Annotated in this window: 12 protein-coding genes and 2 pseudogenes; 10 read left to right on the forward strand and 4 right to left on the reverse strand. The window is 72.0% G+C overall.

The features are described 5' to 3' along the window. Nucleotides 1-61: 61 nt before the first annotated feature. Nucleotides 62-1,390, reverse strand: a complete 1,329-nt coding sequence (paaK, locus tag OG386_RS38220; RefSeq protein WP_328791927.1) for a phenylacetate--CoA ligase PaaK — start codon at nt 1,388-1,390, stop codon at nt 62-64. A gap of 105 nt (nt 1,391-1,495) precedes the next feature. Between paaK and OG386_RS38225 the strand changes: the two genes are divergently transcribed. Both OG386_RS38225 and OG386_RS38230 read left to right on the forward strand, forming a co-directional pair. Continuing rightward, nucleotides 1,496-2,347 carry an alpha/beta fold hydrolase gene (locus tag OG386_RS38225; protein ID WP_328791928.1) on the forward strand — a complete coding sequence of 284 codons (852 nt, stop codon included), beginning with the start codon at nt 1,496-1,498 and terminating at the stop codon, nt 2,345-2,347. A 184-nt stretch (nt 2,348-2,531) separates the two neighbouring features. Then, nucleotides 2,532-3,053, forward strand: a complete 522-nt coding sequence (locus OG386_RS38230) for a hypothetical protein (RefSeq protein WP_328791929.1) — start codon at nt 2,532-2,534, stop codon at nt 3,051-3,053. 464 nt (nt 3,054-3,517) lie between these two features. Here the strand turns inward: OG386_RS38230 and OG386_RS38235 are convergent. After that, nucleotides 3,518-3,604, reverse strand: a pseudogene (locus tag OG386_RS38235) (IS5/IS1182 family transposase); the annotation flags it as partial. A gap of 102 nt (nt 3,605-3,706) precedes the next feature. Between OG386_RS38235 and OG386_RS38240 the strand changes: the two are divergent. Further along, nucleotides 3,707-4,309, forward strand: a complete 603-nt coding sequence (locus OG386_RS38240; protein WP_328791930.1) for a hypothetical protein — start codon at nt 3,707-3,709, stop codon at nt 4,307-4,309. Between the two features lie 249 nt (nt 4,310-4,558). Here the strand turns inward: OG386_RS38240 and OG386_RS38245 are convergent. Further along, nucleotides 4,559-4,846 (reverse strand): annotated as a pseudogene (locus tag OG386_RS38245) (DUF5713 family protein); the annotation flags it as partial. A gap of 102 nt (nt 4,847-4,948) precedes the next feature. Beyond that, nucleotides 4,949-6,577 (reverse strand): acyl-CoA synthetase, encoded by a 1,629-nt coding sequence (locus OG386_RS38250; RefSeq protein WP_328791931.1) that lies wholly within the window; start codon nt 6,575-6,577, stop codon nt 4,949-4,951. A gap of 166 nt (nt 6,578-6,743) precedes the next feature. Between OG386_RS38250 and OG386_RS38255 the strand changes: the two genes are divergently transcribed. The 7 genes from OG386_RS38255 to OG386_RS38285 all read left to right on the forward strand — a co-directional run bounded on the left by OG386_RS38255 (nt 6,744) and on the right by OG386_RS38285 (nt 13,178). Then, the gene (locus OG386_RS38255; RefSeq protein ID WP_328791932.1) at nt 6,744-7,544 is read left to right on the forward strand and encodes a crotonase/enoyl-CoA hydratase family protein; all 801 of its coding nucleotides are present in this window, start codon (nt 6,744-6,746) and stop codon (nt 7,542-7,544) included. 318 nt (nt 7,545-7,862) lie between these two features. Further along, the gene (locus OG386_RS38260; protein WP_328791933.1) at nt 7,863-8,831 is read left to right on the forward strand and encodes a Zn-ribbon domain-containing OB-fold protein; all 969 of its coding nucleotides are present in this window, start codon (nt 7,863-7,865) and stop codon (nt 8,829-8,831) included. After that, the gene (locus OG386_RS38265) at nt 8,831-9,895 is read left to right on the forward strand and encodes a thiolase domain-containing protein (RefSeq protein WP_328791934.1); all 1,065 of its coding nucleotides are present in this window, start codon (nt 8,831-8,833) and stop codon (nt 9,893-9,895) included. Before OG386_RS38260 ends, OG386_RS38265 begins: the two co-directional genes overlap by 1 nt. Continuing rightward, the gene (locus tag OG386_RS38270) at nt 9,892-11,058 is read left to right on the forward strand and encodes a thiolase domain-containing protein (RefSeq protein WP_328791935.1); all 1,167 of its coding nucleotides are present in this window, start codon (nt 9,892-9,894) and stop codon (nt 11,056-11,058) included. The genes OG386_RS38265 and OG386_RS38270 overlap by 4 nt, the downstream gene beginning before the upstream one ends. A gap of 154 nt (nt 11,059-11,212) precedes the next feature. Next, complete coding sequence (locus OG386_RS38275; RefSeq protein ID WP_376112602.1) at nt 11,213-11,440, forward strand: DUF397 domain-containing protein; 228 nt, start codon at nt 11,213-11,215, stop codon at nt 11,438-11,440. 200 nt (nt 11,441-11,640) lie between these two features. Next, on the forward strand, nt 11,641-12,129 hold the full coding sequence (locus OG386_RS38280; protein WP_328791936.1) for a GNAT family N-acetyltransferase: 489 nt from the start codon (nt 11,641-11,643) through the stop codon (nt 12,127-12,129). A 641-nt stretch (nt 12,130-12,770) separates the two neighbouring features. Further along, on the forward strand, nt 12,771-13,178 hold the full coding sequence (locus OG386_RS38285; RefSeq protein WP_328791937.1) for an ACT domain-containing protein: 408 nt from the start codon (nt 12,771-12,773) through the stop codon (nt 13,176-13,178). The last annotated feature ends 9 nt before the right edge of the window (nt 13,179-13,187 follow it).

The following is a 13,187-nucleotide window of genomic DNA, read 5'->3' on the forward strand; positions in this document are numbered from 1 at the left end:
CTACCCCCGAGCGCCGACCCGCTCCCGGGAGCCACCCCCAAATGAGTCCGAAGGGGTGGTTTCAGCCGCCCGGCCGCGTGTCCCTGACCTCCCCGGCTCCGCGGAGGTCGACCAGTCTCTTGATCTTCCCCACCGAACGCTCCAGCGTCTCCGGGTCGACCACCTCGACCCGGACGGAGACCCCGACGCCCTCCTTGACGGCCCGGACCACGGCGGCGGCAGCGTCCTGCCGTCGCTCGGCCTCCGTCTCCCGACGCGCCTCCACCCGCACCGTCAGGGCGTCCATCCGGCCCTCCCGGGTCAGCCGCAGCTGGAAGTGGGGAGCCAGGCCCGGCGTCCGCAGCAGGACCTCCTCGATCTGGGTCGGGTACACGTTCACCCCGCGCAGGATGATCATGTCGTCGCTGCGCCCCGTGATCTTCTCCATCCGGCGGAAGGCCGGCCGGGCCGTTCCGGGCAGTAGCCGCGTCAGGTCCCGGGTGCGGTAGCGGATGACGGGCATGGCCTCCTTGGTGAGGGAGGTGAACACCAGCTCGCCGGGCTCGCCCTCCGGCAGCACCGCGCCGGTCAGCGGATCGACCACCTCGGGATAGAAATGGTCTTCCCAGATGTGCAGGCCGTCCTTGGTCTCCGCGAACTCCTGCGCCACGCCCGGCCCGATGACCTCGGACAAGCCGTATATGTCCACCGCGTCGATGTCGAGCCGTTCCTCGATCTCCCGGCGCATCTCCTCGGTCCACGGCTCCGCGCCGAAGATCCCCGTCCGCAGCGAGGTGGCGCGCGGGTCGATCCCCTGGCGCTCCATCTCGTCCAGCAGGGTCAGCATGTAGGAAGGGGTCACCATGATGACCTCCGGCCGGAAGTCCTCGATGAGCCGGACCTGCCGGTCCGTCATCCCGCCCGATGCGGGCACGACCGTACAGCCGAGGCGCTCGGCGCCGTAGTGCGCGCCCAGGCCGCCGGTGAACAGCCCGTACCCGTAGGCGATGTGGATGATCTGGCCGGGCCGTCCGCCCGCCGCGCGTATGGACCGGGCGACGACGTCCGCCCAGGTGGCGAGGTCCCCGTCGGTGTATCCGACGACGGTCGGCCGTCCGGTGGTGCCGCTGGAGGCGTGGATGCGGCGCACCTGCGAGCGCGGCACGGCGAACATCCCGAAGGGGTACTGGTCGCGCAGATCGGCCTTGGTGGTCAAGGGGAACAGGGAGAGGTCGGCGAGGGACCTGCAGTCGTCGGGATGCACGCCGGCTTTGTCGAAGGCCTGCCGGTAGAAGGGCACCTTCTCGTACGCGCGGTGCAGGGTCGCGCGCAGCCGGGTGAGCTGGAGGGCGGCCAGCTCGTCGCGGCCCAGCCGCTCGCCCGTGTCCTGGAGATCCGTGTACACCGCCATGCCGTCACCTCATCGTGAGAACCGACCGATCATTCGGTAGATTGCCAGGAATCCGCAGGTTAAATCAATGACTCGAACGAGTGATCGTCTGTTCTGATGGCCCGCATGCCCACCTTCACCACGTACGACAGGACCGAACTCGTCTACCACCTCAAGGGGGAGGGCGAGCCCCTGATCTGCATCCCCGGCGGGGCCATGCGGGCCTCCGCGTACTTGGGCGACCTCGGCGGACTGGCCGCCGGGCGCCGTCTCATCCTGCTCGATCTGCGCGGCACGGGCGACTCCGCGATACCGGCGGACGAGTCGACGTACCGTGTCGACCACCAGGTGGCCGACGTCGAGGCGCTCCGGGCCCATCTGGGCCTGGAGCGCATGGACCTCCTCGCCCACTCCGCCGGTGGCAACCTCGCCCAGCTCTACGCGGCCGCGCACCCCGAGCGGCTGCGCCGGACCGTCCTGGTCACCCCGACCGCGTGGGCGGTGGACCTCCCGGTCACCGCGGAGGACCGGCTGGAGGGGGCCCGGTTGCGGGCGGGCGCCGAGCCGTACGACACGGCGATCGCGACGTACGAGCGGATCCTCGCGGACACCGCGCACGGCGAGGAGGACTGGGAGCTGGCCGCGCCGGTCTTCTACGGGAACTGGGACGCGACGGCCCGGGCGCACTGGGCGGCGAACGCGCGGCAGCAGAACGAGAAGGCCGCCGAGGCCTACGCCGGCCCCGGCGCCTTCGACCCGCCCGCCACCCGTGAAGCGCTCCGCCGGCTCACGGGTGAGGTCCTGGTCCTGGCCGCGGAACTGGACGGCAACCCCCGCCCCGCCCTGGCGGCCCGGCTCGCCACGCTGTTCCCGCGGGGCTCGGTCGACGTCCAGCCCGGGGCCGGCCACTTCCCGTGGCTCGACGACGCGGCCTGGTTCGCGGCCCGCGTGGAGCGGTTCCTGGCGGCGGGGGCCTGACCACGCGGTGCGGCGGGCCCGGGGCTCCCTTCCCGGCTACCGCGCCCAGGATCCCGCTCCTCGACCGTCCGGGCGGCGGGCGGCTGGCGGCTGGCGGCTGGCGGCCGGTGGGCGGCGGTCCTTCAAGATCGACGGGGTGGCAGACTGGCCGGCCGTACCGCGAACCGAGAGGATCGACATCATCGTGCGACGGATACTGGTGCTCATAGCCGTGGCGTCACTGGCCTTGACGGCATTGGCGGCGGCCGTGGTGGCCGTCGGCGCGTTCTTGCTGCGGGACCTCGGCCCACTGCCCCCGCGATTCTCCGGTCCGCCGCTGCCTGCCGACACGGTGGTGTCGGAGATGACCTCCATACTCGCGGCGGAGGGCATCACGGTGGAGAGGGACCCCTCCGGGGGGCTGGGCAAGTGCCACGAACGGCTGTCCGGACGGCATGCGCCGGAGACGGTGGACGCCGCCCTGAAGGCGGCCTTCGCGCGGGCCCGTTCCGAGTACGGCTGGCAGCCGGGCCCCGACCTGGGCGGGGAGAAGCTGACCCTGACGAAGAACAACTGGACGGTCCTGACCGGCTTCTCGGGCGAGGTGCCACCGGGTTGGCAGGCGCCGGTCTTCCTGTCGCTGACCTGTGTGGGAGGCGACGACGCCTCCACCGCCCCCACGGCGCCTTCCGCCCCGGCCCTCACGCCCGCGCCCTCGTCGTCCTGAGCGAGCGCCGGGGCGTGGACCCGTACGGGGCTCGTCGGCCGGGGCCTTCCAAAGCCCGGCGCAGGCGTCGGGTCCGGGGCCGGCGCCGCGGGACCACGGGAGGGTGCGGGGGCAAGGAGGGAACCGCGCGAACGTCGGGCGGATCAGCCGTCAGGTTCACCTCCGTCTGCGGCGCAGGAGGCCAGTACGCGTCCTGCGGGTGCCAAGCGGCCGGCCCCTCGCCCTCCGGAATCGTCCCGTCCTGCGAAGTCCAACTGGTGCCGACACGGCACGCCCCCACGGTCGCCGAGTTGATCAATATGGTCCGGTCCGGGGCCGATAGCGTCCGTGCCCAGTTGTCGGAAACGAGCACACGGGAGGGTGAGCCGTGGGTACGTACTGCGAACGGCACCCTCGGCCTGAGCCGCAGTGTCGTCCCGCTCCGCACCAAGCGCGACGGCAACGGGGTCGATCTGGACGCCACACTGGCGGACCGCGGCCGCAGCCTCGCGTCGCAGCGCGGTCACCGGTTTCCCGAAGGCGCGCGGGCTCAGCCCGGTGAACGGGGCTATCTAGGAGGTTTCTGACGCCGTGCTCGCACCAGCCACACCAAGGTCATCTCACCCGGGGCCGGTAGCTCCTGGACGGCCTCATGTCGACCGTAGAGTGCGGTCATGGATGAGATCCCCTGGTTCGAGTACGACGAGGACGACCTGGACGTCGCCCAACGCGCGTTCGTGGACGTTCTGGCCGAACGAGCGGGATCCTGGCTGGTGGATCCGCTCGACACGGTCGTGCTGCCCTCGGCGTGCACCTTCGACGGCCAGCTGATCGTCTATCTGGACATCGGTGACTCGCAACGCAACCAGGGAGTTCTGACGGTGGGCGCCCACTTCGACGGGTCCACCGTCCGTGGGGGCGAACTCCACAACCAGGACTTCACTATCCAGCAGTCCGCGAATGAGTTCGTCTTCGGAGCCGCGGGCACCCCCACGGAGCTGGGGAACAGAGTGGCGGAGTGGTTCGAAGCGGTCCTCGCGCGACCTCTGGTTCGCTGGGAATGGCATCACGAGGGAAGGACGTACGCAGTCCGCTACGAGTACGCAGATACCGGGAGAGGCCTCTGCGAGGGCTTCGAGACCCCCCTGGCCCCCGACGCACTGCGGAAGAGGATGGCCGCGGACGGCGTGATCCGAGGCCGAGGGCGGATCAACCGTGCCGGCCTGGGCCAACCAGACGTGATCGCACGCGTCCGCGGCGTCCACCGGGATCAGTAGGTGCGGGACACCCTTAGCGTGAGGTGATCCCGGGCGCCGATCTCAAGGTCACAGCCGTTCAAGCTGGTCGCATCTCCTGGAGCGCCCGGCCCCGCGACGGGGAAGTCCTGCGCACGAGTCCTCAATAGCGCCGGCGGCCCCGGCTGCACAGGCTCGACCACCCGCGGAGAGCGGGGACCTACGCGACCACCTCGCCCCCCACGAACGGCGCGGCAGCATCATCGCGGGTGGACTTGCCGCCCTCGTACACCAGTCCCGGCCGGCGGTCAGCTTCCCCGCATCCGCATCCGCATCCGCGTCCGTGAACCCGTACGCCGACGCGACGAAACGGAACTCGTCACAGATCCACTCACGCGCAACCGTCTCGATCCCGCTCCCGGCCGCCACGAACTCCCTGTCCAGCAGGTTGAACTCCTCCGTCGCAGCCTGGGTGAGCGCGTACAAGGTCTCCAGGTCCGACGGCTGCTCGCCTTCGATCCGCTCGCACAGCCGCAGCAGGAACGCCCGTCCCGCCACCTGCTGGTTCGCGAGCGGCACGGTACCTCTGTCGGTCCCTCTCCCCCTCCACGAAGAGCCACTGCGCCGATCGTGCACCAGTGGCTAGACGGGCCCCGGCGGCGAGCCGGCGGGTGCGGACGGTCACTCCGTGTCCGCCTCCGTTGCCACCGCCTTTGCCCAGCGGTAGTCCGCCTTGCCGCTCGGGGACCGCTGGATGGCGGGCGCGATGACCAGCTGCCGCGGGATCTTGTAGCCCGCCAGCCTGGTGCGGCAATGGCTCTGGATCTGGTCCAGGGACGGCGCCTCGGCGCCCTCCCGTACCTGGACCACCGCGGCCACGTGGTTGCCCCAGGTCGGATCCGGGACCCCGGCCACCAGGGCGTCGTACACGTCGGGGTGGGACTTCAGGGCCTGCTCGACCTCCTCCGGATACACCTTCTCGCCGCCCGTGTTGATGCACTGCGAGCCGCGACCCAGCACCGTGACGATGCCCTGCTCGTCGACGGTCGCCATGTCGCCGAGCAGCACCCAGCGCTCCGCACCCTTCTGGAAGAAGGTTTCGGCGGTCTTCCCCGGGTCGTTGTAGTAGCCGAGCGGGACGTGTCCGCGCTGGGCCAGGCGGCCCGGCTCGCCCACCGCCACCGGCTCGTGCGTCACCGGGTCCACCACCTGCGTACGGTCGTTGACCTCCAGGCGGAAGCCCTTCTCCGGGCCGGAGTCGTCCGTCGCCCGACCGTTGGACCCGGACTCGGACGACCCGAAGTTGTTCAGGAGCAGCACGTTCGGCACCAGCCGCTGGAACTCGGCGCGCACCGTCTCCGACATGATCGCCCCGGACGAGGAGACGCTGAACAGCGACGACAGGTCCGTGCCCTTGAGCGGGCCGTTCAGGGCGTCGATCAGCGGCCGCAGCATGGCGTCGCCGACCAGCGACACGCTGGAGACCTTCTCCTTCTCGATCGTACGGAGCACTTCCTCGGGCGCGTACTTCCGGTGGATGACCACCCGCTGGCCGTAGTTGAAGGCGATGAACGAGGTCAGCGTCGACGTCCCGTGCATCAGTGGGGGCGCGGGGAAGAAGGTGAGTCCGGCGCCGCGCGCCGCGACCCGTTCGGCCAGTTCCTCGGGCCGCTTCACCGGTTCGCCCGAGGGCTCGCCGCCGAAGAGCCCGGCGAAGAAGAGGTCCTCGGCCCGCCACATCACGCCCTTGGGCATGCCCGTCGTGCCGCCGGTGTAGATGATGAACAGGTCGTCGGGACTGCGCGGCGGGAACCCGCGCCCGGGAGATCCGGCCGCCTCGGCGTCCGCGTACGGGACCGGCGCGATCGACGGCTCGGGGGCGCCCTCGGGGGCCCGGCCGACCCGGATCAGGTGCCGGAGCTTCGTCGTCTGCGGCAGTGCGGCCGCGACCCGCTCGGTGAACTCGCCCTCGAAGACGAGGGCGGCGAGATCGGCGTCGTCGTAGAGGTAGACCAGCTCCTCCTCCACGTACCGGTAGTTCACGTTCACCGGGACGAGTCGGGCCTTCAGGCAGGCGAGCACCGTCTGCAGGTACTCGATCCCGTTGTAGAGGTGAAGTCCCAGGTGCTCGCCGGCCGTCAGGCCGCTGTCGAGCAGGTGGTGCGCGATCCGGTTCGCCGCCGCGTCGAGCTCCGCGTACGTCAGGCGGCGCTCGGCGCCGGTCCCGGGGTGGTCCACGTACACGAGGGCCTCGCGGTCCGGGACCACGTCCACGACCGACTCGAACAGGTCGGCAAGGTTGTACTCCACCGTTCCTCCTGACCCCGTGACTGGTCTGCTCCGGCGGTCATTAGAGCGCCGGAGACGGCAACTGGGAAGGGCACCGCTCAAGAAATCTGACTGAGTGTCAGAAAACTATTGAACTGCACCCTCCCCTACTGCAACCTGTTCTAGGTCTTGAGACGGGAGGACGGCAATGGGTGGGACGGAACACCTGACCGTGGATCGCCGCGGCGCCACGCTGGTGCTCACCATGAACAGGCCCGAGGCGAAGAACGCGCTCTCGCTGCCGCTGCTGGTGGGGCTGTACGACGGCTGGCTGGAGGCGGACGCCGACGACGGGATCCGCTCGGTGGTCCTCACCGGCGCGGGCGGGGACTTCTGCGCCGGAATGGACCTCAAGGCCCTGGCCGGGAAGGGAATGGCGGGCGACCAGTACCGGGACCGCCTCAAGGCCGACCCCGACCTGCACTGGAAGGCGATGCTGCGCCACCACCGGCCGCGCAAGCCGGTGATCGCGGCGGTGGAGGGCTACTGCGTGGCCGGCGGGACCGAGATCCTGCAGGGCACCGACATCCGGGTGGCGGCCGAGGGCGCGACCTTCGGGCTGTTCGAGGTCAAACGCGGGCTGTTCCCGATCGGCGGCTCCACGGTGCGGCTGCCGCGCCAGATCCCGCGCACGCACGCCCTGGAGATGCTGCTGACCGGCCGCCCGTACTCCGCCGCCGAGGCCGAGCGGATCGGGCTGGTCGGGCGGGTGGTGCCGGACGGTACGGCGCTGGCGGCGGCCCTGGAGATCGCGGAGCGGATCAATGCGTGCGGGCCGCTGGCGGTGGAGGCGGTCAAGGCGTCGGTCTACGAGACCGCCGAGCTGACGGAGCGGGAGGGGCTGGCCTCGGAGCTCCTGCGCGGGTGGCCGATCTTCGACACCGCCGATGCGAGGGAGGGGGCGCGGGCGTTTGCGGAGAAGCGGGCCGCGGTGTATCGGCGCGAGTAGTTGGGGCCGGGCCTGGCTGGGCTGCGGCCCGCCCTTGCCCGTGGCTGCCGCCTGCCGCCTGCCGCCTGCGCCTGTGCCCGGGTGCGGCGCCGTTGCCGGGGGCGCTGCCCCCGGACCCCCGCGCCTCAAACGCCGGCGGGGCTGGAGGGTCGCCTCAAACGCCGGCGGGGCTGGAAGGGTGCCGGCGGGGCCGGAGGGGTGCAGGCGGGGAGGGAAGGGTGTCCCGAACGGGAAGGGCGCCGGCGGGGCTGGAAGGGCGGGGCTTGGACGAGGGCCTCGAAGTGAAGACCACCGAATCGATCGCATCGGAGAACCGTCATGACAGCTGCCTCCCCACCGGAGATCCTCCGCGCGCCCCTCATCGTCGAGTTCCCCTTCACCCGGTCCCTCGGGCCCGTCCAGAGCGCCTTCCTCACCGGGCTGCGGGAAGGCACCGTCCTCGGCGTGAAGACCTCGGACGGCAAGGTGATGGTCCCGCCCGTCGAGTACGACCCCGTCACCGCCGAGGAGATCCGCGAGCTCGTCGAGGTCGCCGCCACCGGCACCGTCACCACCTGGGCGTGGAACGACCGGCCCCGCCCACAACAGCCCCTGGACACCCCCTTCGCCTGGGTGCTGGTCAAGCTCGACGGCGCCGACACCGCCCTCCTGCACGCCCTCGACGCGCCCGGCCCCGACGCCGTCCGCACCGGCATGCGCGTACGGGTCCGCTGGGCCGCCGAGCGCAGCGGCGCCATCACCGACATCGCCTGCTTCGAACCGTACGACGGCCCCGCCGGCGGGGAGGCCGTCCCGCACGACGGGGGCTTCGACGACGCCGTCACCGGCATCGTCGCCGAGGCCCGCCTCGACTACGTCTACAGCCCCGGCCGCGCCCAGACCGCCTACATCGCGGCCCTCTCCGAGCGCCGGACCGTCGGCGAGCGCTGCCCCTCCTGCCACAAGGTGTACGTCCCGCCGCGCGGTGCCTGCCCCACCTGCGGGGTGGCCACCACCGACCGCGTCGAGGTCGGCCCGGCCGGCACCGTCACCACCTACTGCATCGTCAACATCAAGGCTGCGCATACGGCGAATCTCGACATCGAGGTCCCCTACGTCTACGCCCACATCGCCCTCGACGGCGCCGACCTCGCCCTCCACGGCCGGATCGGCGGCATCCCCTACGACCAGGTCCGCATGGGCCTGCGCGTCGAGCCCGTATGGACCGAAGGCGGCCGCTACCCCGACCACTACCGCCCCACCGGCGAACCGGACGCGGACTACGACGCGTACAAGGAGCTCATCTGATGTCCCGATACGCCCGCGAGGTCGCGGTGGTCGCCTTCGCGCAGAGCGACCACCTGCGCCGCACCGACGAGCTCAGCGAAGTCGAAATGGTCATGCCGGTCCTGCACCAGGTGCTGGCCGCCACCGGCCTCAAGGCCGGCGAGATCGGCTTCACCTGCTCCGGCTCCAGCGACTACCTGGCCGGCCGGGCCTTCTCCTTCACCATGACCCTCGACGGGGTCGGCGCCTGGCCGCCGATCTCCGAATCGCACGTCGAGATGGACGGGGCCTGGGCCCTCTACGAAGCCTGGGTCAAGATCCAGACCGGCGAGGCCGACACCGCGCTCGTCTACTCGTACGGGAAGTCCTCACCGGGGTCGGTGCGCGACGTGCTGACCCGCCAGCTGGACCCGTACTACGTCGCCCCGCTCTGGCCCGACGCGGTGGCCCTGGCCGCCCTCCAGGCCCAGGCCCTGATCGACGCGGGCGAGACCGACGAGCGCGCCCTGGCCGCCGTCGGAGCGCGCAGCCGGGACGCGGCCACCGCCAACCCGCACGCCCAGCTCCGCGGCCCCGCCCCACAGGGCGACTACCAGGTCAGGCCGCTGCGCACCGGAGACTGCCCGCCCGTGGGCGACGGCGTGGCCGCCGTGGTCCTGGCCGCCGGCGACCTCGCGCGCCGACTGTGCGAACGCCCCGCCTGGATCACCGGCATCGACCACCGCATCGAGGCCCACGGCCTGGGCCTGCGCGACCTCACCGACTCCCCGTCCACCCGGCTCGCCGCCGAACACGCGGGCGTCTTCGAAGCCCCGGTGGACACGGCCGAACTGCACGCACCGTTCTCCTCCCAGGAGGTCGTGCTCCGCAAGGCCCTCGGACTCGCCGACGACGTGACCGTCAATCCCTCCGGGGGAGCGCTCGCCGCCAATCCGATGATGGCCGCCGGCCTGATCCGCATCGGCGAGGCGGCCGCCCGGATCCACCGCGGCGCATCGCGGCGGGCCGTCGCCCACGCCACCTCCGGCCCCTGCCTCCAGCAGAACCTGGTCGCCGTTCTGGAACTGGAAGGGGACGCACGGTGAGCAAAGAGCCCGTGGCCATCGTCGGGATCGGCCAGACGAAGCACGTGGCGGCCCGCCACGACGTGTCCATCGCCGGACTGGTCCGCGAGGCGGCGGCGCGCGCCCTCGCCGACGCCGAACTGACCTGGGCGGACATCGACGCGGTCGTGATCGGCAAGGCCCCCGACTTCTTCGAGGGGGTGATGATGCCCGAGCTGTACCTGGCGGACGCCCTCGGCGCGGTCGGCAAGCCCATGCTGCGCGTGCACACGGCCGGTTCGGTCGGCGGGTCCACCGCCCTGGTCGCCTCCAACCTGGTGGCCGCCCGCGTCCACCGCACCGTCCTCACCCTCGCCTTCGAGAAACAGTCCGAATCCAACGCCATGTGGGGCCTGTCGCTCCCCGTCCCCTTCCAGCAGCCGCTGCTCGCCGGCGCGGGCGGCTTCTTCGCCCCGCACGTGCGCGCGTACATGCGGCGCACCGGCGCGCCGGACACGGTGGGCTCGCTGGTCGCGTACAAGGACCGGCGCAACGCGCTCAAGAACCCGTACGCGCACCTGCACGAGCACGACATCACCCTGGAGAAGGTCCAGGCGTCACCGATGCTGTGGGACCCGATCCGCTACTCGGAGACCTGCCCCTCCTCCGACGGGGCGTGCGCGATGGTCCTTACCGACCGGGCGGGCGCGGCCCGTTCGCCGAAGCCGGCGGCCTGGGTGCACGGCGGGGCGATGCGCAGCGAGCCCACCCTCTTCGCGGGCAAGGACTTCGTCTCCCCGCAGGCCGGCAAGGACTGCGCGGCCGACGTCTACCGCCAGGCCGGCATCACCGACCCGCGCCGGGAGATCGACGCGGTCGAGATGTACGTGCCGTTCTCCTGGTACGAGCCGATGTGGCTGGAGAACCTCGGCTTCGCGGCGGAGGGCGAGGGCTGGAAGCTCACGGAGGCGGGGGTCACCGAACTCGACGGGGACCTTCCGGTCAATCCGTCGGGCGGTGTGCTGTCCACCAATCCGATCGGCGCCTCCGGCATGATCCGCTTCGCGGAGGCGGCCCTCCAGGTCCGCGGCCGGGCCGGGGAACACCAAGTTCCGGGAGCCCGTCGGGCGCTGGGCCACGCGTACGGCGGTGGCGCGCAGTTCTTCGCCATGTGGTTGGTGGGGGCACAGGAGCCGACCTCCTGAACACGGGCCCGGCCGACGACGGAGGGGTCGGCCGGGGAGCCGGATGAGCCGGACCGGCCACGGGTGACTCACCGTGGCCTGTCCGGCACCCGCTGCGGTGGTTAACCTTGCCCCCGGACGACGTACCGGGAGGAGCACGCACGTGGCCGAGAGCATGACTTCACAGCCCCTTGCTGGTTGGGGGAAGCCGGACCTCGATCTCACCGGGGCGGACTGGCAGTCGAGCAGCCGGGGAGTGGGTGACGTCCAGATCGCCTTCGTCGAGGGCTTCATCGCGATGCGCAACAGCGAGCGTCCCGAGAGCCCTTCACTGATCTTCTCGCCGGACGAGTGGCACAAGTTCGTACTGAACGCGCGGGGCGGTGAGTTCGACCTGACCTGACCCCGACCGGGCGGTCCCGCGGGCCCGACCCCGGGCCGGGGCGTCGGGCGCGTACGGCCACCTGCGGCCACGTACGAGCTGCGATCCTCCGCCCGGGGGCCTTGCGGCAGGGCGCCCCTACGGAGCCTGCGGCCTTCTGCGGAAACGGTGTTGCGCCCGGTGCGGGCGGCGCCGATGCTGACCGGCCGGAGGCGGTAGAGATGATCAACGTGGTGTTGAAGCTGTCCGTGCGCGACTTGAGGCCCGCGGACCTGGCGTCGTGCGGGTGGGCGGGGTCCGAAACGCATCTGGCGGGCGTCGCCCGGCAGTTGGAGCGCGCCCGGCTCGGCGAGGTCGACTACCTCGCGGTCTGCACCGGGACGGACGTCCCCGTGGCCAAGGGAGGCGTCGACTACCGGGCCAAGGAGGGCGTCGGAACGCTGTGGCAGTTGGCCGTCCACCCCGCATTGCAGTCGTGCGGGATCGGCACGTTCTTGATCGGGGCGGCGGAGCTGCGGATCAGGAACCGCGGGCTGCTCCACGCCGAGCTGGGCGTGGAGGAGGACAACACCCGGGCGCGGGCCCTGTACGAGCGGCTGGGCTACGTCGCCCGGGGCCGCCGGCCCGATGCGTGGACGGAGCAGGCCCCGGACGGATCGCTGCGCCGCCACGAGGCGATGTGCACCGTGATGCGCAAGCGGCTCGCGTAGGCCGGGTGGTACCGCGGCGGTCTACGAGCCTCCCACGAGGTACGGCTGACGCGAACCTCCTGCGCGGAGGCAGGCATGCGGCGGCGCGCTGTACGCGACGGTGCGGCGGGAGGGGGGTCGAGGCCGTCTGGGACGGCTGGCGGAACCCGGCCGGCGGGAGCGTCGACCTACCGGAACTCCCGTGCCGCTCTCGACCGCGGCTGGGGGCGGCCCGCCCGGACGGTGACGGGCCTGCTGGCGGAGCGGCATCGGGCGGACGCGGACCGGCCGCGGCTCCAGTTCGGCGTCGCCGGACGTCGGCGACGGCGATCCGGCGGCCGAGGGGCTGCACCCGGCGGCACGCCTGGCGGGCGGCGACCGGCAGCACATGGCCGAGGTGCGGGGCCGGACCTGGCACCACGCCCAAGACCACGCATGAGCCGGCCCCCGGCACTCACCCCGACCGGGCCCGCTCCACCTGCGCGGGGCCGGACCACCGATCGGGGGACCACGGCCGACCCCTCGACGCGGCCCGCCGGCCCACCGGCCCGGACGAACGGCGATCCGGCGGCCGAGGCGGTCATCGGCCCCGGCGGGGCGGGTGCACCGCGGGCGGGCCCCGATGAACCGGCCGTGACCCGCGCACTGGGTAGGGTGGCCACATGAGCGGAGAGCACGACCTGCGGAAACTCCTGAGCGGCATGCGGCCCGAGCTGAACGAGGGGCGGTACGTCTTCTGCGCCGTCGACGGCACCACCGTCCCCGCCGGAACCACCCCCGTCGCCACCGTCCTCGAACCCGAGGGCCTCACCCTGGTGCTGCGCCAGGAGGACGCCGATGCGGCCGGCCTCGCCTACGACTACACCGCCGGCTGGATCACCCTGCGGATCCACTCCGCCCTCGACGCCGTCGGGCTCACCGCCGCCTTCGCCACCGAACTCGGCGCACATGGTCTGAGCTGCAACGTCATCGCCGGCTACCACCACGACCACCTCTTCGTGGCCGCCGACCGGGCCGCCGAGGCCGTGGCCGTCCTGGAGGACCTCGCGGCCCGTTCCCTACACGACTGACGCTCCCCG

It is taken from the genome of Streptomyces sp. NBC_00273, assembly GCF_036178145.1.
In the GTDB taxonomy this organism is placed as follows: domain Bacteria; phylum Actinomycetota; class Actinomycetes; order Streptomycetales; family Streptomycetaceae; genus Streptomyces.

What these genes read in the sequence shown, in the direction of transcription:
- OG386_RS38275 (WP_376112602.1), top strand. Translation starts at nt 11,213, where the DNA reads ATGACTTCACAGCCCCTTGCTGGTTGGGGGAAGCCGGACCTCGATCTC.
- OG386_RS38265 (WP_328791934.1), top strand. Translation starts at nt 8,831, where the DNA reads ATGTCCCGATACGCCCGCGAGGTCGCGGTGGTCGCCTTCGCGCAGAGC.
- OG386_RS38240 (WP_328791930.1), top strand. Translation starts at nt 3,707, where the DNA reads ATGGATGAGATCCCCTGGTTCGAGTACGACGAGGACGACCTGGACGTC.
- OG386_RS38225 (WP_328791928.1), top strand. Translation starts at nt 1,496, where the DNA reads ATGCCCACCTTCACCACGTACGACAGGACCGAACTCGTCTACCACCTC.
- OG386_RS38280 (WP_328791936.1), top strand. Translation starts at nt 11,641, where the DNA reads ATGATCAACGTGGTGTTGAAGCTGTCCGTGCGCGACTTGAGGCCCGCG.
- OG386_RS38260 (WP_328791933.1), top strand. Translation starts at nt 7,863, where the DNA reads ATGACAGCTGCCTCCCCACCGGAGATCCTCCGCGCGCCCCTCATCGTC.
- paaK (WP_328791927.1), bottom strand. Translation starts at nt 1,390, where the DNA reads ATGGCGGTGTACACGGATCTCCAGGACACGGGCGAGCGGCTGGGCCGC.
- OG386_RS38255 (WP_328791932.1), top strand. Translation starts at nt 6,744, where the DNA reads ATGGGTGGGACGGAACACCTGACCGTGGATCGCCGCGGCGCCACGCTG.
- OG386_RS38285 (WP_328791937.1), top strand. Translation starts at nt 12,771, where the DNA reads ATGAGCGGAGAGCACGACCTGCGGAAACTCCTGAGCGGCATGCGGCCC.